Source organism: Pseudalkalibacillus berkeleyi, assembly GCF_021608225.1.
Taxonomy (GTDB): domain Bacteria; phylum Bacillota; class Bacilli; order Bacillales; family Fictibacillaceae; genus Pseudalkalibacillus; species Pseudalkalibacillus berkeleyi.
Window position 1 is genome coordinate 182582 of sequence record NZ_JAKIJS010000002.1, and the last position, 19410, is coordinate 201991.

Annotated in this window: 19 protein-coding genes; 16 read left to right on the plus strand and 3 right to left on the minus strand. The window is 40.3% G+C overall.

All coding sequences use genetic code 11. The features are described 5' to 3' along the window. The first annotated feature begins 104 nt into the window (after window positions 1-104). From L2716_RS16415 to L2716_RS16435, 5 genes are all read left to right on the plus strand, one after another. The gene (locus L2716_RS16415; protein ID WP_236338083.1) at window positions 105-1076 is read left to right on the plus strand and encodes an ABC transporter ATP-binding protein; all 972 of its coding nucleotides are present in this window, start codon (window positions 105-107) and stop codon (window positions 1074-1076) included. 15 nt (window positions 1077-1091) lie between these two features. Further along, the gene (locus tag L2716_RS16420) at window positions 1092-2078 is read left to right on the plus strand and encodes an ABC transporter ATP-binding protein (RefSeq protein WP_236338084.1); all 987 of its coding nucleotides are present in this window, start codon (window positions 1092-1094) and stop codon (window positions 2076-2078) included. Between the two features lie 27 nt (window positions 2079-2105). Continuing rightward, window positions 2106-3683, plus strand: coding sequence for an ABC transporter substrate-binding protein (locus tag L2716_RS16425; RefSeq protein ID WP_236338111.1), 1578 nt, complete (start codon window positions 2106-2108; stop codon window positions 3681-3683). 273 nt (window positions 3684-3956) lie between these two features. Beyond that, window positions 3957-4961 carry an ABC transporter permease gene (locus L2716_RS16430; protein ID WP_236338085.1) on the plus strand — a complete coding sequence of 335 codons (1005 nt, stop codon included), beginning with the start codon at window positions 3957-3959 and terminating at the stop codon, window positions 4959-4961. Window positions 4962-5038: 77 nt separating this feature from the next. Further along, window positions 5039-5950 (plus strand): ABC transporter permease, encoded by a 912-nt coding sequence (locus L2716_RS16435; RefSeq protein ID WP_236338086.1) that lies wholly within the window; start codon window positions 5039-5041, stop codon window positions 5948-5950. 321 nt (window positions 5951-6271) lie between these two features. On the opposite strand, the gene L2716_RS16440 is transcribed toward L2716_RS16435, so the two are convergent. Continuing rightward, window positions 6272-7384: an FUSC family protein gene (locus tag L2716_RS16440; protein WP_236338087.1), complete on the minus strand. Its 1113-nt coding sequence runs from the start codon at window positions 7382-7384 to the stop codon at window positions 6272-6274. Window positions 7385-7719: 335 nt separating this feature from the next. On the opposite strand from L2716_RS16440, the gene L2716_RS16445 reads away from it, so the two are divergent. Next, complete coding sequence (locus tag L2716_RS16445) at window positions 7720-8532, plus strand: TerC family protein (RefSeq protein ID WP_236338088.1); 813 nt, start codon at window positions 7720-7722, stop codon at window positions 8530-8532. A 163-nt stretch (window positions 8533-8695) separates the two neighbouring features. On the opposite strand, the gene L2716_RS16450 is transcribed toward L2716_RS16445, so the two are convergent. Next, window positions 8696-9985, minus strand: coding sequence for a glutamate-1-semialdehyde 2,1-aminomutase (locus L2716_RS16450; protein WP_236338089.1), 1290 nt, complete (start codon window positions 9983-9985; stop codon window positions 8696-8698). 268 nt (window positions 9986-10253) lie between these two features. Here L2716_RS16450 and L2716_RS16455 point away from each other — a divergent pair, with 268 nt between their 5' ends. The 9 genes from L2716_RS16455 (at window position 10254) to perR (ending at window position 17510) form a co-directional block, all read left to right on the plus strand. Continuing rightward, a complete protein-coding gene (locus L2716_RS16455) occupies window positions 10254-11267 on the plus strand; it encodes an ABC transporter ATP-binding protein (RefSeq protein ID WP_236338090.1) in 1014 nt (337 codons plus the stop codon). Then, the gene (locus tag L2716_RS16460; protein WP_236338091.1) at window positions 11260-12051 is read left to right on the plus strand and encodes an ABC transporter permease; all 792 of its coding nucleotides are present in this window, start codon (window positions 11260-11262) and stop codon (window positions 12049-12051) included. Before L2716_RS16455 ends, L2716_RS16460 begins: the two co-directional genes overlap by 8 nt. 6 nt (window positions 12052-12057) lie before the next feature. Continuing rightward, window positions 12058-12843, plus strand: coding sequence for an ABC transporter permease (locus tag L2716_RS16465; protein ID WP_236338092.1), 786 nt, complete (start codon window positions 12058-12060; stop codon window positions 12841-12843). Between the two features lie 91 nt (window positions 12844-12934). Beyond that, window positions 12935-14218 carry a hemolysin family protein gene (locus L2716_RS16470; protein ID WP_236338093.1) on the plus strand — a complete coding sequence of 428 codons (1284 nt, stop codon included), beginning with the start codon at window positions 12935-12937 and terminating at the stop codon, window positions 14216-14218. Window positions 14219-14332: 114 nt separating this feature from the next. Beyond that, on the plus strand, window positions 14333-14755 hold the full coding sequence (locus tag L2716_RS16475; protein WP_236338094.1) for an ion channel: 423 nt from the start codon (window positions 14333-14335) through the stop codon (window positions 14753-14755). A gap of 82 nt (window positions 14756-14837) precedes the next feature. After that, window positions 14838-15305, plus strand: coding sequence for a thioredoxin-dependent thiol peroxidase (gene bcp, locus L2716_RS16480; protein WP_236338095.1), 468 nt, complete (start codon window positions 14838-14840; stop codon window positions 15303-15305). A gap of 156 nt (window positions 15306-15461) precedes the next feature. Next, window positions 15462-16412, plus strand: a complete 951-nt coding sequence (locus L2716_RS16485) for a D-2-hydroxyacid dehydrogenase (RefSeq protein ID WP_236338096.1) — start codon at window positions 15462-15464, stop codon at window positions 16410-16412. Between the two features lie 2 nt (window positions 16413-16414). Next, on the plus strand, window positions 16415-16966 hold the full coding sequence (locus tag L2716_RS16490; RefSeq protein ID WP_236338097.1) for a cob(I)yrinic acid a,c-diamide adenosyltransferase: 552 nt from the start codon (window positions 16415-16417) through the stop codon (window positions 16964-16966). A 106-nt stretch (window positions 16967-17072) separates the two neighbouring features. Further along, window positions 17073-17510, plus strand: a complete 438-nt coding sequence (gene perR / locus L2716_RS16495) for a peroxide-responsive transcriptional repressor PerR (RefSeq protein WP_408005346.1) — start codon at window positions 17073-17075, stop codon at window positions 17508-17510. A gap of 190 nt (window positions 17511-17700) precedes the next feature. On the opposite strand, the gene L2716_RS16500 is transcribed toward perR, so the two are convergent. Next, window positions 17701-18066: a YgzB family protein gene (locus L2716_RS16500; protein WP_236338099.1), complete on the minus strand. Its 366-nt coding sequence runs from the start codon at window positions 18064-18066 to the stop codon at window positions 17701-17703. 154 nt (window positions 18067-18220) lie between these two features. On the opposite strand from L2716_RS16500, the gene L2716_RS16505 reads away from it, so the two are divergent. Next, window positions 18221-19090 (plus strand): nucleotidyltransferase-like protein, encoded by an 870-nt coding sequence (locus L2716_RS16505; RefSeq protein ID WP_236338100.1) that lies wholly within the window; start codon window positions 18221-18223, stop codon window positions 19088-19090. Window positions 19091-19410: the final 320 nt, after the last annotated feature.

A 19410-nucleotide genomic window follows, 5' to 3' on the forward strand; every position in this document is an offset into this window, starting at 1 on the left:
AACCTCGACAACGATGTCATAATTATGAACAAACGTTCAGAACCGTAACAATTTTGTAAAAATTATAACATCAGGATATCTAGTCAGAAAGAGAGGTGGGGCGAATGGATGCTCCAGTGCTGGACGTTAAGGGATTAAAGACCCATTTTTTCACTGATGAAGGTGAAATACCAGCAGTTAACAATGTTGATTTTCATGTAAACCGAGGCGAAGTACTCGGCATAGTAGGAGAATCAGGCTGCGGGAAAAGTGTGACTTCACTATCAGTTATGGGACTTGTACCTAAACCCCCAGGTAAAATCGTCGGTGGTGAAATTCTTTATCACGGTGAAGATCTGACCAAAGCATCAGATAAGCGGATGAGACAAATTCGTGGTAATGATATCGCTATGATATTCCAAGAACCGATGACATCACTTAACCCCGTATACAAAATTGGAAATCAACTTATAGAAGCTATTCGATTGCATAATGCGTGGGATAAGAAAAAGGCAAGGCAGCGCGCAATTGAGATCATGAAGCTTGTTGGATTGCCTAGAGCAGATGAATTGATGGAAAGCTATCCTCATCAACTCTCAGGTGGAATGAGACAAAGAGTCATGATTGCAATGGCGATGGTTTGTGAGCCCGAAGTACTAATTGCAGATGAACCAACAACGGCACTTGATGTAACGATTCAAGCGCAAATTTTAGATTTGATGAAACGGCTAAATAAAGAAACGGATACATCCATTATCATGATTACGCATGATCTTGGTGTAGTTGCAGAAATGTGTGAGCGTATTGTTGTTATGTATGCCGGGAAGGTCATTGAAGAGGCAAGTGTTGCAACCATCTTCAAGGAGCCTAAGCATCCTTACACCGTAGGACTGATTCAATCAGTACCTGATATGAGATCTAAGAAAGACCGTTTATATTCTATCCCTGGTACTGTTCCCAAACCAGGATCAATTAAAACTGGATGTCAGTTTGCACCACGTTGTGAACATGCTTTTGACCGCTGTTTCTCTGAAACACCAGAACTAGAAAATCAAGAAGATGGAAGCCGGGTTCGTTGCTGGCTCCATAACAGCTAGGAAGGGGTCAAGAAAATGTCACAGCCATTATTAGATGTTAAAGGTTTGAAAAAACATTTTCCGATCACCGGTGGTGTGTTCGGAAAACAAGTAGGATCAGTTAAAGCGGTTGATGGTGTATCCTTCTCAGTTAGAGAAGGCGAAACGCTTGGCCTCGTAGGTGAAAGCGGTTGCGGAAAATCCACAACTGGACGCATGTTACTACGATTACTTGAACCTACAGAAGGTGAAGTTCATTTCAATGGAAAAGAACTCACGAAATTATCAAGCTCTGAAATGAGGAAAATGAGACGCGATATTCAAATGGTTTTCCAAGATCCATATGCGTCACTAAATCCAAGACATACAGTTGAGAAAATTATTGAAGAACCGATGATTGTTCACGGGATTGAAAAAGATAGCAAGAAACGAAAAGACCGAGTCCGTGAACTCCTAGAAACTGTTGGCCTTAGCGCTTACCATGCAAAGCGTTATCCTCACCAATTTAGTGGAGGCCAGCGTCAACGTATTGGTATCGCAAGAGCCCTAGCCGTTAGGCCAAAGTTAATCATAGCTGATGAACCTGTTTCCGCTTTGGATGTTTCTGTACAGGCACAAGTATTAAACCTCATGCAAGACCTCCAAAAGGAATTCGACTTAACATTTCTGTTCATTGCACATGATCTTGGTGTTGTCCGACACATAAGTGATCGGGTAGGCGTTATGTACCTTGGCAGACTTGTCGAATTAGCAAACAGTGAAAAGCTATATGAAAAACCACTACATCCATATACGCAAGCATTGTTATCTGCTGTACCTATTCCGGATGTTGATTACAAGAAGGATCGGGTCATGTTGGAAGGTGATGTACCAAGTCCATCCAATCCGCCATCTGGCTGCCCGTTCCATACGAGATGTCCTGAAGCTATGGATGTTTGTAAAAAGGTTGTTCCAAAGTTCCAAGAGATCGAACAAGATCATTATGTAGCTTGTCACCTTTATGAGGAAGACAAGTCCATATAAAAAATTTACAAGTAGGGGGAGTATATGATGAAAAAAGGTTTCTTAATCGCACTAGCCACTATCATGCTCTTGTCTGTTGCCCTCGTAGGGTGTAGCAGTTCAGGAGGAGACGATGACAAAGATAAGGCACAAGCATTAGTATTTGGCCGTGGTGGTGACTCAGTAGGACTTGATCCTGCAACAGTTACTGATGGAGAATCATTCAAAGTCATTAAGAACGTTTATGACACGCTAGTAGAATATGGTGAGCAAGACACTGATGTAAACCCTTCACTTGCTGAAGACTGGGAAATTTCTGATGATGGATTGACTTACACTTTCATGCTACGTGAAGGCGTAAAGTTCCACAATGGCGAAGATTTCACTGCTGATGCAGTTGTCAAAAACTTCGAGCGTTGGATGACAAGCGGAGACTCTGGTAAGTACGCTTACTACGCGTCAATGTTTGGTGGATTTAAAGGAGACGAAGGACACGTAATTAAAAGTGTTGAAGCAAAAGATGAGAATACTGTTGTATTCACATTGAACCGCCCTCAAGCGCCTTTCTTGAAGAACTTAGCAATGACGCCGTTCTCAATTGGTGCACCAGGTGAGTTCGATAAACTTGAAACAGAACCTGTAGGAACTGGACCATTCAAGTTTGTAAGTTGGAAGCGTAATGACCGCATTACTCTTGAAAAGAATGAAGAATACTGGAAAGAAGGACTACCAAAGCTTGATAAAGTTATCTTCCGAGCAATTCCAGATAACTCAAACCGTCTGAATGCATTGAAGACTGGTGAAATTCACTTAATGGATGGTGTGAATCCGAGTGATGTTGCTGAGATTGAAGACAATAGCGATCTTCAAACTTTCTTCCGTCCATCTATGAACGTTGGTTACCTTGGTTTCAATACAGAAATGGAGCCATTCACGAACAAGAAAGTACGTCAAGCATTGAACCATGCTGTAGATAAAGAATCACTTATTAAAGCGTTCTATGAAGGACAAGCTGAGCCTGCAAAGAACCCAATGCCTCCAGTAATCGATGGATACAATGATGAAATTGATGCATATCCATTTGACCTAGAGAAAGCGAAGCAATTATTAGCTGAAGCAGGATATCCTGACGGATTCAAAACTGAACTATGGGCTATGCCAGTACCACGTCCATACATGCCTAACGGTAAGAAAGCTGCTGAAGCAATCGCTTCTAACTTTGCAAAAATCGGTGTTGACGCTGAAATCGTTTCATTCGAGTGGGGTACTTACCTAGAAAAAGCACAAAAAGGTGAAGCACCGATGTTCCTACTAGGTTGGACTGGGGACAACGGAGATGCTGATAACTTCCTTTACACGTTGCTTGATAAAGACACGATCGATTCAAACAACTACTCACGCTTTGCAAATGATGAGCTACACGAAATTCTAGTTGAAGCTCAATCAACTCCTGAAAAAGAAAAGCGTGCAGAACTTTATAAAGAAGCACAAGTGATCCTACACGAAGAATCACCTTGGGTTCCACTTGTTCACTCTAAACCAGCTCTTGCAGGAATGAAGAACGTAGAAGGATTCAAGCCACATCCAACTGGTTCTGATAAGCTAACAAATGTTTCTTTAAAGTAAGAATGAAGTAGGGGGGTGAATAGCTCCCCTTTTCATTTTCAAATGGTTGCTATTTATGTAGGGCAGAGGTATACAAATTCAGTATAAGTGAGCGAGGGTTACCGAGTTTTCTTGTTCTGAAATAAATACGTATGTGAACCGGATTTTTATTTTAATACTAATGAGTTGTTAGTAGCAATCATAACAATGCGGTTTGTATAGCATTGGCTTATCCAGTGTATAAGCAGCTATGACTAACAAATTAAGCCAGTATGCTGAAGAGGTGAGATAAAGGTGTTTGCTTATACGATACGAAGAATCTTAATGCTCATACCCGTTCTAATTGGTATGTCACTGATCGTGTTTTTCTTGATTCGTGCCATTCCTGGAGACCCAGCACAAATCATCCTTGGACAACAAGCTTCCCAGCAAGCAGTTGCTCAACTTAGAGATACGCTTGGTCTTGATGAACCATGGTATGTACAATACTTTATTTATATGAAGGATCTACTAACTGGGGATCTCGGAAATTCTATTCGAACGCATGCCCCGATTAGTGAAGAAATTTGGCCTTATTTTGCTGCAACATTAGAGCTTTCACTCTTCGCAATGTTCATTGCAGTATTTATCGGTGTCAATGCAGGGATTATTAGTGCATGGTTCCAAAACTCTTGGTTTGACTATGTAGCTATGCTACTTGCTTTAATCGGTGTCTCCATGCCAATATTCTGGTTAGGATTGATGGAGCAATGGGCGCTTGCCGTAGAGTGGAGAATCTTCCCTACGTCTGGTAGAGAGAGTATCTTAGATCCAGTCAATTCAATAACGAATCTGTATGTGATTGATACGATCATACAGGGGAGATTTGATCAACTACAAACAGTATTTAAACATTTGACATTACCAGGAGTTGCATTGGCAACTATACCAATGGCTATTATCGCTAGAATGACACGTTCCAGTATGCTGGAAGTCATGCGGTCTGACTATATCCGGACAGCACGTGCCAAAGGACTGCGTATGTTCTGGGTTGTTTATAAACACTCATTGAAAAACGCATTCATCCCTGTATTAACTGTTATCGGTTTACAAATGGGACTCCTACTTGGTGGTGCGATCTTAACAGAGACGATATTTAGTTGGCCTGGAATCGGTCGTTACATCTATGATGCGATTGGATTCCGTGACTACCCAGTTATTCAATCTGGCATTCTGATTATAGCGTTAGTTTTTGTCACGATAAACCTTCTAGTGGATCTCTTATATGCGGCAATCGATCCTAGAATTAAATATCAATAATAGTTGATGTTCAAAATAAATCCGTATGATAGACGGTGACATTTTGGACGGATGTTAGTAAAAGGAGAGAGAACATTATGGCGGAACTTGCACGAAATGAAAATCCATTAGAGCCAAAGCAGCAAGAAGAAAAGCCTGCTTCGCCATGGAGAGATGCCTGGAAGAATTTTCGCAAAAACAAGTTGGCACTGGTAGGGCTAGGGCTTGTAGGTTTCTTCGTATTTTTAGCTATATTTGCTCCGCTCATTGCACCTGAGGGAATCAATGATCAAAAGATTTCATCAGGTGACTATGCGAAACTTGAAGCACCTTCTTCAGAATATTGGTTTGGTACAGATGATTTCGGTCGAGATGTATTGAGTCGGATCATCTATGGTTCTAGAATTTCCTTAACAGTCGGATTCTTTGCTGTACTCGGTTCAGTAATTATAGGATCTACACTTGGAATAGTAGCTGGTTATTACGGAAGATGGGTTGATACGATTATTTCACGTATTTTTGATATCTTGCTTGCTTTCCCAAGTATCTTACTTGCGATTGCGATTGTTGCGGTATTAGGACCTTCACTGAAAAATGCGTTGATTGCGATTGCAATTATCAACGTTCCCAATTTCGGGCGTCTAGTCCGGTCGAAGGTTTTGAGTATTAAAGAGGAAGAATATATAATGGCAGCAAAAGCGGTTGGTATGAAGGATAGAAGAATTTTATTCTCGCATATTTTACCGAATAGTTTTGCTCCAATTATCGTACAAGGAACATTGTTGATTGCGACTGCAATCATCGAAACAGCGGCACTTGGATTCCTTGGCCTAGGTGCGAAAGCGCCAACGCCAGAATGGGGAACAATGCTTGCAGATGCACGGTCTTACATTACCGATGCACCATGGACGATGATCTTCCCGGGTCTAGCCATTATGTTGACCGTACTCGGTTTCAACCTAATGGGTGACGGATTGAGAGATGCGCTCGATCCGAAAATGAAAAGCTAATGAATGCAGAAAGGACTGCCGATGGAGGCAGTCCTTTTTATTTTGGAGAAATAACGGGACTATATTACTAAAATGTCAAGATTATGGGCTGAAATGTCGAGATTATGGGCTGAAATGTCGAGATTATGGGCTGAAATGTCGAGATTATGGGCTGAAATGTCGAGATTAAGAGCAAGAATGTCGAGATTACGAGAGGGAATTGTGAGATTCCTTCATAAAATGGAACAATTACATTCAAATTGTGCGAAAGCCAAATAAAAAGACACCTTCCCTGAACTTAGAACAGGAAAGCGTGTCATTTTTCATATTTACCTCTTTATTCTATTCATCTTGTGGGAAGGCATCTCTAATGCTAACTTCATTATCTGCTGTATGGTAGGTGTGAAAGCTCTCTACTAATTTATCTAAATGAATCAGGTGATGATTATAATCGATGATCAATCCAATTAACGGGAAGACATTCATCCATTGATCACGTTCAACTTGTTTGTGATCATAGAGCTCCATAAAGTACTCGGTCAATTCTTTTTCATCTTCTCCAAGTTGATTGACGACCTCATCCGGTGATTGATAGCGTACTTTTCCAATATATTTCATCAAAATTCGTTGGTGGTAGTTTGTTAGGTGGTCCAGTTGATCTTGAATCAATACTTGTATCGTTTCTGGCATTTGATATATTTTATGATCGTGTTGATCAAGACTTTTCAAGATTGCCAGCGCTTTTGAAGTCGTAGAAAGCATATTTCTGAATAGAACAAGCTTTCGATGTTTCGTATATTCAGAACCCTTAAAATAACTTCTTTCCTCTTTAAACATCAAATAGTAGTTATCGGCTTTAATCATACTTTCATTAATTTTCATTAAATCTTCTTTTAAAATTTTCCGTTCTGCATCATTTCGTGTAGCGAGTCGAATCCACTGCGCAATTTGCTCCATATTTTTCACGTTTTTATGATAAAGTCGCGTTTCATACTTAGGTGGTAGAAACGCTAAATTTACGAGAAACGCACAGAATACACCGATCATGATCACGGAAAATCGGGTGATTGCAAATGTTACATAATTATCTCCTGGATTAACCATAAGGACAATTACAGTTACAATTGCGAGTGGGATCGTTGTTTCGATTTTTAGTTTAATGTTAATCGCAATGATCATTACACTGACTAAACCGATTACAATAGGGGCATTTCCTAATGTCTGTACGGCAATAATGGCAAGTGTCGCTCCTATCAAATTTGATTGGATCTGTTCAATGATCGTTTGGTAAGAACGATAAATCGTAGGTTGTATGGCAAATAATGCAGCAATTGCAGCAAATGAAGCTGAATCGAGATTCAACCACATCGTAATATATAAAGCTAGTGAAATTGCGACTCCAGTCTTTATAATGCGAGCACCGAATTTCATTTTAAATGCAAAATCCTTTCTCATTTGAGAATGATAATGAACGTACTATACACCCAATCTTCCTAGAAATCAATACTTAAAATAATTCCTACACGAAGATGTAAACCTATTTACAATTCTATGAAAAGGGGATAAAATAAGTCTAACAATATAGCTCCTAAAGGGGAGTAGCTTTTACATTGGAGTCGTCATTCCAGAGCTGATGCTCTCGGTTCCAGTGGCAGCACATCGTGTTGTTAGCAAGACCTTTACCGTACGGTTGGTAAAGGTCTTTATTTATGTTCTGATGACCTTTACCTAATGGGTAAGGGTCATTTTTTTGTGAAGTGACGTGAGCTGAAAAATAGGAGGAAATACAGATGGAAGTTACTGTGCTCATGGAATACGGTTGGATTCTTTTGGTCTTGATTGCATTGGAAGGACTCCTTGCAGCAGATAACGCTCTCGTCTTAGCGATCATGGTAAAACATTTACCAGAAGAGCAGCGCAAGAAGGCATTGTTTTATGGATTGTTAGGAGCGTTCGTCTTTCGTTTCGGCTCACTCTTCGCCATTTCATTTCTAGTGAACGTTTGGCAAGTGCAAGCGATTGGAGCCGTTTATCTCCTCTTTATCGCCTTAAACCACATTTTTAGAAAAGTGATGGTCAAAAAGGTCGGGAAACAAGGGAAGGTCAAATCTAAAAAGAAGGCATCTGGATTTTGGGGTACCGTTTTGAAAGTCGAGTTGGCGGACATTGCATTTGCAGTAGACTCGATATTAGCGGCGGTCGCACTAGCGGTTACACTTCCGAATACGAACTTACCGAACATCGGTGGACTTGATGGAGGGAAATTCCTTGTCATCTTTTTCGGCGGACTGATCGGATTGGTCATCATGCGATTTGCGGCGAACTTATTTGTAAAAGTTCTCGAATCTCGTCCGAAGCTTGAAATTGCAGCCTTTCTCATTGTGGGTTGGGTAGGGGTGAAGCTGGCCGTATACACGTTGACCCACCCGGAACTTGCGTTTATTGAAGAAGGTTTCGCGAAGTCACCAGCCTGGAAAATGACGTTCTATGGGGTTTTGATATTGATTGCGGTCGGTGGATGGGTGTTGTCCAAGGAAAAGAAGCCAAGTGTAGAATCAACAGAGGAGCCTTCTTATAACCAGGATTCAAAGACAGGTGCGTAAATCGGGTTTGTGTATGCAATGTAATGTAGGTCTTTGGTCATGAATGATGTAATAAACCACCAGAATGACCAGAATACGGAGTGAAATGAACAGAAAAACAGCTGAAATGAACAGAACGAAAAAAGATTGACCCAAGCGTGTTGGGTCAACCTCCTTGTTGAATTTATAGGTTTTTAAAAGCGTGCTCTACTGCTTGAAGTGTTTGATCAATGTCCTCTTCTGTATGAGCAGTCGTCAGGAACCAGGCTTCATATTTCGAAGGCGCAAGGTTGATGCCCTGATCCAGCATTAGATTGAAGAAACGAGCAAACATTTCTCCGTCACTTCGTTCCGCTTGCTCATAATTCGTGACAACTTCGTCTGAACCGAAATACAGAGTCAGTGCGCCTTTCAAACGGTTTAGCGAAAGTGGTACGGAGTATTTTTCGGCCAACTGACGGATGCTGGTTTCAAGCTTTTCACCAAGACGGTCAAGCTGCTCATAAACCCCTTCTTGTTGAAGGACTTCAAGACAAGCGATACCTGCTGAGATGGAAGCTGGATTACCAGCCATCGTTCCCGCTTGATAGGCTGGACCGAGTGGTGCGACTTTTTCCATGATGTCTTTTTTACCGCCGTACGCACCGATTGGAAGACCACCACCGATGATTTTACCGAGTGCAGTCATATCCGGTTCAACGTTCAGCAGGTTCTGAGCCCCGCCATACATGAAACGGAAAGCAGTGATGACTTCATCATAAATGACGAGCGCGCCTGCATCATGAGCGATGTCGTTTACCGCTTCCAGGAAACCGGGTTTCGGCTCGACGATTCCGAAGTTCCCGACGATCGGCTCGACGAGAATGCCGGCAACTTCATCGCCGAACGTATCCATCGCTTGTTTAAAAGCATCAACATCATTGAAGGGGACAGTAATCACTTCCTGGGCGATACTTTTCGGAACGCCAGCGGAGTCTGGTGTGCCTAATGTAGATGGGCCTGATCCAGCTGCAACGAGTACTAGATCTGAATGGCCGTGGTAGCAGCCTGCAAATTTAATGATTTTGTCTCGGCCTGTGTATGCTCGGGCAACACGGATCGTCGTCATGACGGCTTCTGTTCCAGAATTGACGAAGCGGACTTTTTCCATGGCAGGCATTGCATCTTTCAGCATTTTTGCAAATTGGTTTTCTAACCGAGTAGGCGTACCGTAAAGTACTCCGCTTTCAGCAGCATTTGTGATTGCTTTTGTAATATGCGGATGAGCATGTCCTGTAATAATTGGACCGTATGCTGCGAGGTAGTCGATATATTTGTTGCCATCTACATCCCAGAAGTGGGCACCTTTTGCTTTCTCCATAAAGACAGGTGCTACTCCTCCAACTGCTTTAAATGAACGGGACGGACTATTTACCCCACCGACAATATGCTCGAGGGCATCAGAATATAATTCAACCGAACGATCTCTATTCATAATTTCACAAAACCTCCTATAATGAAATGCCAGACATAAAGTGTCTGACACATGTACACTTAAATCTTACGCACCAATGTAGTTCATTCATATTCCTTATGTACCAACAGTTCTAGGTACATGTGTGGCACGATTTTCAGTTCTTTGTACATTGTAGCAAAGTTTTTCTGTATTCGCAGAATAATAAGGGATAAGGGAATCAATAGAGTTGTGTTTACCCGGTCTAGTTGTATACACTGTTAATGGTGTAATTGGAGGGAACATAAATATGGATAAAATGATAAAAGTTGAAAATTTAACGAAGGAATTCAAGTCGTATTCAAGTCGCTCTGGCCTGAAAGGGGCATTTCGTGATTTGCTAACGAGAAATTATAAAATTCACCAAGCGGTTGATTCCATCTCACTTGATGTGAAACCAGGCGAGATGATTGGCTATATCGGTGAGAATGGCGCGGGAAAGTCGACAACCATCAAAATGTTGACGGGGATTCTTACCCCTACATCTGGTAATGTCCTTATTAATGGAATGAATCCACATAAAGAACGCGAGAAGTTCGTTAAGACAATTGGTGTCGTTTTCGGTCAACGGTCTCAATTATGGTGGGATATCGCTGTTCAAGAATCCTTCCGTCTCCTAAAAAAGGTTTATAACGTTTCGGATGAAGATTACAACAGCCATATGTCTATGGTTATTGAAGCGCTGGATATCGCACCGTTATTAGACAAGCCTGTAAGGAAGTTATCGCTCGGGCAGCGGATGAGGTGTGAATTGGCAGCTGCACTCATTCATAATCCACCCCTTCTATTTTTAGATGAGCCGACAATTGGTCTCGATGTTCTTGTTAAACTGAAAATCAGGGAATTCCTGAAAGAGTTAAATGAGAAGTACAACACGACAATCATGCTTACGACACATGACTTAACAGATATAGAAGCTTTATGTGAGCGAGTGGTCATGTTGGACGAAGGGAAAATCATCTATGATGGTGCCTTAAATCAATTGAAAACAAGCTGGGGAGAAGGAAAGCAAATTAAGTTTCACTTTAAGTCTCCTAAAACTCAGAAAGAACTAAAGGAATCGACAGGAAGTCAACTAATCGTATGGGAGCCTAGTGATAATGAGAACAGCTGGACTGCCAATGTAACGAATGATGAAGACGTTATTTCTCAAGTGATTGGAGATGTCGTATCGAACCATCAAATTCTTGACCTGAAAATACTCGAAACGTCTACTGAAGAGATCATTCGAAACATTTACGAAGAAGGCGTTATTCATGGCTAAGTATATTGAAATGATCCGCATCCGTTTTTTGATGATGCTTGCTTACCGTACAAATTACTACAGTGGGATCATCATTTATAGCATTAATATTGCAGCTTACTATTTTCTATGGAGTGCAATATATGGTGGAAAGGAAGACATCGAAGGGTTATCCGTCGTCCAGATGACAACATATATTGCTGTCGCATGGATGGCTCGAGCGTTTTACTTTAACAATATCGATAGAGAAATTGCACTTGAAATTAAGGAAGGTAAAGTAGCCGTTGAGCTAATCAGACCTTATCATTATTTAAATATGAAAACGATGGCGGCGCTTGGGGAAGGGATTTTCAGATTGTTATTCTTCTCTGTTCCAGGGATGTTCATCGTTTCGCTTATCTTCCCAATGAAGCTATCAGCAGACCTTTCAACCTGGGGCTTTTTCGGAATTTCGATCTTGTTTAGCTTCATCATTAATACGCAAATTAACTTGATGACTGGGATAGTTACTTTCTTCTTATTTAATAATGATGGTTTAATGAGGGCGAAGCGGGTCGTCATTGATCTTTTCTCAGGTTTGATTCTTCCAATCAGCTTTTACCCAGGATGGGCGCAATCGGCAATGGATTGGTTTCCATTCCAGTACATTTCTTACGTACCAAGTATGATCTTTTCAGAAGGATTTGTCGGCAGTGAAGTATACAATGCGATTATGATGCAGCTTGTTTGGAGTTTGATTCTACTTATTCCTATTCAAATTTTGTGGGTACTCGCAAAAAAACAAATGGTTATACAAGGGGGGTAATCAATCATGAGCTATGTATCCATTTTCATGCAATATGTTGGACAATATATGAAAACAAGATTGACTTACCGCTCAGATATGGTTGTAGAACTCTTGTCTGATTTACTCTTTCAAGCTGTGAACCTGGTCTTTATCTTAGTTGTTTTCGGTCATACGAAGCTATTGAGTGGTTGGTCAAAGGATGAAATCATTTTTATTTATGGATTTTTCCTCGTTCCATTCGCATTTTTCTCTACATTCTTTAATATTTGGGACTTTAACGAACGATATATCGTAAAAGGAGAATTGGATCGGATTTTGACTCGGCCGATTCATAGCTTGTTTCAAGTCATATTAGAACGGATGGAATTAGAATCAATGTTCGGTGTGATCACTGGCCTTGTCGTCATGTTTTATGCAGGGAACAATTTAGGGTTAACCATCGATTGGTATGATCCGATTCTGTTCTTATTATTTGTTCTAGGAGGAGCACTTGTTTACGCTGGAATCTTTATTAGTCTTGCGACAGTCAGTTTTTGGTCTGACAGTCGTACCGCCATTATGCCAATGATGTACAATATCGGTAATTTCGGACGTTATCCAGTAGACATCTACCATCAAGTCATTCGCTACGTATTGACTTGGATATTACCGTTTGCTTTCGTAGGTGTTTATCCAGCTGCCTTCTTCCTTAACAAAACAGAATGGTATGGCTATGCGTTTCTCACTCCATTCATGGGTATTTTCTTCTTCGGACTTTCGATTTTCCTTTGGAATGTCGGTGTGACGAAGTATCGAGGCGCAGGTAGTTAATTTGATGTTATGTTTTAGGGGTAATGAGGGAACATAGAAGTAAATTATATTATAACGGAGGTGAAGCCTTCTTTTAGAAGGAAGGCGAACCGTGGCAATTATTAATCTCATTCTTGTCGCTATATTAATTGCGGCTACCGCATTTTTCGTCGCTGCAGAATTTGCAATTGTAAAAGTAAGATCAACGAAAATTGATAAGCTTGTTGAAGAAGGAAACAAGCGAGCGAAAGCTGCTCGTAAGGTGCTCGACAATTTGGATGGGTATCTTTCGGCTTGTCAGCTCGGAATCACAATCACCGCGCTCGGTCTTGGTTGGTTAGGGGAACCGACGGTCGAAGAATTACTGCATCCTGTATTTGAGCAGTTCAACATATCCGAGGCACTCGCAAGTACGTTATCATTCATCATAGCGTTCTCCGTGATTACCTTTTTACACGTCGTATTAGGGGAATTGGCGCCAAAGACGGTTGCCATCCAGAAAGCGGAAACCATCAGTTTACTTTTAGCAAGGCCACTGATTTGGTTTGCGAAAATCATGTACCCATTCATATGGTCCTTAAACGGGTCTGCTCGGCTAATCATAAGAATGCTCGGTTTCTCTCAAACGACCGATCATGAAGTAGCTCATTCCGAAGAGGAACTCAGAATCATACTATCTGAAAGCTACAAAAGTGGTGAAATCAATCAGTCTGAGCTCCATTATGTGAACAAAATTTTTGAATTCGATGATCGAATGGCAAAAGAAATCATGATTCCTCGAACTGAAATGGTCTGTATGTTTACAGATGAAAGTATGGATGAAAATATTGACGTGATGAGCCGAGAGAAATATACCAGATATCCTGTAGCAGAGGGTGATAAGGACCGCATCATCGGAATCGTCAATATTAAAGAAGTGTTTAACTCATTGTTAAAAAAAGAGAACCGACCGATGGAAGACTTCATTAGACCGGTTTCTAAAGTGTTGGAAACGACACCGATTAAAGAATTGCTAGTCCAAATGCAAAAAGATCGGATTCATATGATGGTATTAATCGATGAATACGGAGGTACTGCTGGGATTGTAACGGTTGAAGATATCCTTGAAGAAATCGTCGGAGAGATCAGAGATGAATTTGATGCAGAAGAACAACCGCAGATCAAGAAAGTGGATGCAAATCATGCGATGTTGGATGGGAAAGCATTGATTGCTGATGTCAACGAGTACTTTGGATTAGACATCGATGATACAGAGCTTGATACAATTGCAGGTTGGATTCTGTCCCAAACTTCAGAGGTCGTTATTCAGGATCAATTCCAATATGGGAATGTAACCTTCGAAATTGTGGAAGCCGATGAGCAACAAATTAAACGGATTAAAGCAATAGCAGAATAAATAATGTGAGAGCTGACTTAGCATCTATGAAAATGGATGTTAGGTCAGTTCTTTAGATAAAAAGCTTATCCTATTTATCCATCATCTCGCATAGATTGTGGTGAGGTGGGTAAGATGGATCTTCTATTATTAGTCATTATTATAGGTACAGTTGTATTTATTGTTCAAAAAAGTATTCTATCCTTTTTCCGTTATCCTCGGCATTTACATAAAAAGTCACGCACATTCATATCATTTGAGGATTTAGTGGCACTATTTATTGTTTACATAATCATCATCTTTGGTTTTGGAACGATATATTTCAGTTTGACGATCAGTGGCATTACAGTATTAATGGAAGGAAGTTCACCCATTAGCGGATCCTTCTTTCAGCTTTCGGAAGCCGTTTCTTACTTTAGTGCCGTCACACTTCTATCTGTCGGTTATGGAGATATCACCCCAATTGGGCTAGGTAGGTGGATTTCAATCATTGAAGCCCTTGTCGGATATTTGTTACCAGCAGTTTTTGTGTTGTCGACTGTCATAGATTCGGACTAAAAACTTGTAACCGTTCATTGGATTGGGTACCCTTAAAGGCAGAGGTAAAGTAAGAAAAATTCTGTTCGGGAGGGTATTTATTATGACAATCAAAACAGGAGAAAAAGCACCAGAATTTACACTAGAAGCAAACAGTGGAGAGAAGGTAAGTCTGTCTGATTTTGAAGGAAAGAATGTCGTCTTGTATTTCTATCCGAAAGATATGACACCAGGTTGCACAACTGAAGCTTGTGACTTCAGGGATCATCACAGTGAATTTACTGACCAAAACACCGTGATTCTAGGTGTGAGTCCTGATCCAGTTGACCGCCATAAGAAATTTATAGACAAACATGACCTTCCTTTCCTATTACTTGCGGATGAAGATCATGCGGTAGCTGAAAAATATGGTGTATGGCAATTGAAGAAGAATTTCGGAAAAGAATACATGGGTATTGTACGTTCTACCTTTATCATTGATAAAAACGGGGACCTCGTTAAAGAGTGGCGTAAAGTTAGAGTGAAGGATCACGTAGAGGAAGCCTTAACGTACATTAAAGAAAATTTGTAAATCAACGAATGGCGGTGACCTTTGTCAACGCCATTTTCTTTATACCTTAACGAACTTTGTGATACGATTAAATCGTCAGAAAATAACAACTGAGAACTGACAACCAGTGGTCAGTTCTTTTTTTAAACATATAAAAATGATGAGAGGTGGAACAGTTTGTTCATTGTATCTTCAGCAAAAATACGATCCCGGATTCAAGAAACCTTGTTGAAAGACTATCCAAACATTAATTTTCAATTCTGTAAAAACATAGATGAGGCAGAAGAATACTTGCCGAAAGCGGAAGTATTACTTACATATGGTGAGGACTTAACCTCAGAGATGATTCAAAAAGCGTCCAAATTACAATGGATACACGTGTTATCCGCAGGTTTAGATAAGATGCCCGCAAAATCAATTGCTGATCGTGATATTCTCGTCACGAATGCAAGAGGCATCCATCAAATACCTATGGGCGAATATACAATTGCAATGATGCTGCAAGTCGTAAGAAGCCTTGCTGAAATTAGACAAAATCAAGCTGATAAAGTATGGAGCCGAAGAATACCAATGAATGAACTACACGGTAAAACAATAGGTGTTCTAGGAGCAGGTGCAATTGGTTCCGAAATCGCTCGACTAGCAAAAGCATTCAACATGAAAACGATTGGCATGAATCGAAGTGGACGTTCAGTGGAATATTTTGATGAAGTTGTAATGATGGAAGACCTAAATGACATTTTAGACCGTGTTGACTTTCTAGTTTCCGTGCTGCCGAAAACGATAGAAACTGAATCACTATTGAAAAAGGAACACTTTGAAAAAATGCAAGAACATGCTGTATTCATCAATATTGGAAGAGGAACAACGGTTGATCAGGAAGGATTGATCGAGGCGATGAACGAAAAACAAATTGCCCATGCGGTACTTGATGTCATGGTCGAGGAACCGCTCCCTACTGATAGTACATTGTGGGAGATGAAGAATGTGACGATTACTCCGCATATTTCTGGTGTCACACCACAGTATCAAGACAGAGCAATTGAACAGTTTAAAAGGAATCTCCATGTGTATCAAACAGGAGAAGGGAACTATATGAATAAAATTGATCTAAATAGGGGGTATTAAGAATGAAGATCTATACAAAATCAGGTGATAAAGGTACAACGTCCTTAGTTTATGGTGATAGAGTTCAAAAGAATGACCCTCGCGTCGAGGCATACGGAACTTGTGATGAAGCCAATTCGATGATTGGTTTAGCGTTAAGTCACCTTCAGGATCAAGATAGAGAATGGAAAGTTGATTTTGAAAAAACGTTACTCCGTGTACAAACTGTTCTATTCCATGTGGGTGCAGAATTAGCCACACCTAAAGGAAAAGAGGTCGGCTGGACACTTGAAGAAGCGGATATCAACTATCTTGAGGAAACGATTGACCGATGGGATGAAAAGCTTACACCATTAAAACAATTTATATTACCTGGTGGTGTACAGGCAGCTTCCGCACTACATGTAGCAAGAACGGTTTCTCGAAGAGCGGAGCGACAAGCTGTTGGAATAGAAGAGATCAATCCACTCGTTCTTTCGTACTTAAATCGTTTATCAGACTTTCTGTTTGTTGCGGCGAGGTACGTGAATCAGCAATTGAACCAAACAGAGCCTGTTCTTCACGAAGGCGAGTAAAGTCAACGACAGTAAGGGTTCTCGTTGACAACAATCCTCCCTTCCGTGTACACTAATTATAAATATTATAAAGTAAGAATGTCTTTCGGAAGAGAGGTGCATGACGATGAAACAAGAGGAAAGTCGATTACAGACAGCTGTTGATACGTTGAAAGATGCGGGAGTTCGCATAACGCCCCAACGTCATGCGATATTAGAGTATTTAATTCAAACGTTATCTCATCCAACGGCTGATGAGATTTATAAAGCATTGGAAAGCAAATTTCCAAATATGAGTGTAGCGACCGTTTATAACAACTTACGAGTATTTAAAAACGCAGGGCTTGTTAAAGAACTTACCTATGGTGATTCATCCAGTCGATTCGATTGTGTCACAACCGATCACTACCATGTGATTTGTGAAAAGTGCGGTAAGATTGTTGACTTTTCGTATCCAGGATTGGACGAAGTTGAAAATGTTGCTGAACACGTAACTGGGTTCAGAGTGAATAACCACCGCATGGAAGTATACGGTACTTGTCCTGATTGTCAAAACGTTCATTAAGTTGCGACCAACTCACAAACAGATCGATAATAAGTAAAGCACATGGTATTTTCCGATGAAATTACCATGTGTTTTCTTTATGTTTATTTATAATTCGGTGCACCGTCGGTCAATTCCGAATAAGAAAAAAGCTCGGAATGTCTGACTTCAACATTCCGAGCTCTCATTTGCTTTAACCATATGCTAGGACTTAGCCCTCTTCTTTTGGTTGTTTCTTCTGGTTATATTTTTCATCAAACTCAATTCCTTCAAGGGAAGGGTCCATAGTCAAGGGTTGTTTACAGAACATGCAAGCATCAACTCGGCCTAGTACCTTTGTGACCTTGTGGCAATTTGGGCATTCAACTTGGACAGCCTTTGTAGATAACATACCAATCCAAATATAAACCGCTGCACTTGATAAAGTTGCAAGAAATCCGACCAACATGAATATGGTCATTACGGTAAAGCTTGCCTTGAAGTATAGTCCTAGATACATAATGACGATGCCGATAAACACAAGACTTAGTGCAAAGGTCCTGATTTTATTTATTTTACTTGTATATTTTAAAGCCATAATATACATTCCTCCTGCACACAGTATAGCAAATAAGTATTTTGAAATCATGAACATTCTTTTAACTTTTCATATTGTAAAAGGAAAACATGCAATGATATGGAATAGTGTTAAGCAGGGAGAACCGGATATTCATACAGGAGATGATTGTAAGATGGAAGATATATTACGCCCACTATATCAAGAAAGAGCGAGTCGCGAAGAAACCTTGGGAGTTTTGTTAGTTGAGAAACATAAGGCGTTTAGTCCTTCAACGGACCACTTTGATGTCATTTTGTTTATTATTGTCGAAATGGCGGAATCACCATGGCAGGTTAAACATTATGAATTTGAAGACAAGAAGGCAGCTCTTCATGTCGTTAATCTTCAACAATTAAACGAGTGGTTAATGCTTGGGTCCCATCGACGTGTCGTAGATTGGGTTGTGAATGGGAAAGTTCTATTCGATCGAAATGAGTTTGTTGAATCACTCAAAACAAGAATTAATGACTTCCCGATTGCTGAACGGAAAAAGAAGATTGGAATAGAGTTCGCTAAGCTCGTGCGTCGTTTTTCAGATGGAAAAGAATTATATTATGCTGGGCACTTCTTAGATGCATACAATAACATCATCCATGCACTTCATCACCTGGCAAGGTTGTCGGTCATTGAACATGGTTTTTATCCAGAAGTAACTGTCTGGAATCAAGTGAAACAAATTGAACCAGAGATCTACAAGTTATATGAAGAACTCACTTCAAGTGATGAGCCGATTAATAAAAGGATTGAACTATTAATACTAGCTAACGAGTTCTCCATGTCACTAAAGACAGAACTAGGATCTCGCCACCTAAAAGACATCATGCAGACAAAAACAGATGCCTGGTCATTCTTTGATTTAATGGAGCATCCTGAGATGGAAGATTATAAAGTAGATCTTGGGGCAATGATCGAGCATTTAATTGAGAAAGAATACGTACAAGTCGTTCGCAATGAAACGAAAGGAAAAGGTATTTTTCATAGAACATATCAATTTAAAAATTAAAACTGAAATAGTATTGACACTTCTTTTTAGTACATGGTATATTATATCTCGTCGCTACGGAAGCGGCGGGATATTTCTTTCGAAACACTTCGAAAAAATAACGAAAAAAGTCGTTGACAGTCAGGCTTGCAGATGATATTCTATAAAAGTCGCTGTTAAGACAACGACAAACAAAAAACACCGATTAACGACAGCGCATTTTGCAGTCGAAAATCGGACAGTCAGCTCTTTGAAAACTGAACAAAAGCCAAGCGTGAAACACGGGTCTTTTTATAAAGAACCCTGAATCAATTTCGATTTAAAATTATGAGCAAGTCAAA

What these genes read in the sequence shown, in the direction of transcription:
- L2716_RS16435 (WP_236338086.1), top strand. Translation starts at nt 5,039, where the DNA reads ATGGCGGAACTTGCACGAAATGAAAATCCATTAGAGCCAAAGCAGCAA.
- bcp (WP_236338095.1), top strand. Translation starts at nt 14,838, where the DNA reads ATGACAATCAAAACAGGAGAAAAAGCACCAGAATTTACACTAGAAGCA.
- L2716_RS16450 (WP_236338089.1), bottom strand. Translation starts at nt 9,985, where the DNA reads ATGAATAGAGATCGTTCGGTTGAATTATATTCTGATGCCCTCGAGCAT.
- L2716_RS16500 (WP_236338099.1), bottom strand. Translation starts at nt 18,066, where the DNA reads ATGGCTTTAAAATATACAAGTAAAATAAATAAAATCAGGACCTTTGCA.
- L2716_RS16475 (WP_236338094.1), top strand. Translation starts at nt 14,333, where the DNA reads ATGGATCTTCTATTATTAGTCATTATTATAGGTACAGTTGTATTTATT.
- L2716_RS16490 (WP_236338097.1), top strand. Translation starts at nt 16,415, where the DNA reads ATGAAGATCTATACAAAATCAGGTGATAAAGGTACAACGTCCTTAGTT.
- L2716_RS16460 (WP_236338091.1), top strand. Translation starts at nt 11,260, where the DNA reads ATGGCTAAGTATATTGAAATGATCCGCATCCGTTTTTTGATGATGCTT.
- L2716_RS16465 (WP_236338092.1), top strand. Translation starts at nt 12,058, where the DNA reads ATGAGCTATGTATCCATTTTCATGCAATATGTTGGACAATATATGAAA.
- L2716_RS16440 (WP_236338087.1), bottom strand. Translation starts at nt 7,384, where the DNA reads ATGAGAAAGGATTTTGCATTTAAAATGAAATTCGGTGCTCGCATTATA.
- L2716_RS16425 (WP_236338111.1), top strand. Translation starts at nt 2,106, where the DNA reads ATGAAAAAAGGTTTCTTAATCGCACTAGCCACTATCATGCTCTTGTCT.
- L2716_RS16420 (WP_236338084.1), top strand. Translation starts at nt 1,092, where the DNA reads ATGTCACAGCCATTATTAGATGTTAAAGGTTTGAAAAAACATTTTCCG.
- L2716_RS16455 (WP_236338090.1), top strand. Translation starts at nt 10,254, where the DNA reads ATGGATAAAATGATAAAAGTTGAAAATTTAACGAAGGAATTCAAGTCG.
- L2716_RS16415 (WP_236338083.1), top strand. Translation starts at nt 105, where the DNA reads ATGGATGCTCCAGTGCTGGACGTTAAGGGATTAAAGACCCATTTTTTC.
- L2716_RS16445 (WP_236338088.1), top strand. Translation starts at nt 7,720, where the DNA reads ATGGAAGTTACTGTGCTCATGGAATACGGTTGGATTCTTTTGGTCTTG.
- perR (WP_408005346.1), top strand. Translation starts at nt 17,073, where the DNA reads ATGAAACAAGAGGAAAGTCGATTACAGACAGCTGTTGATACGTTGAAA.
- L2716_RS16505 (WP_236338100.1), top strand. Translation starts at nt 18,221, where the DNA reads ATGGAAGATATATTACGCCCACTATATCAAGAAAGAGCGAGTCGCGAA.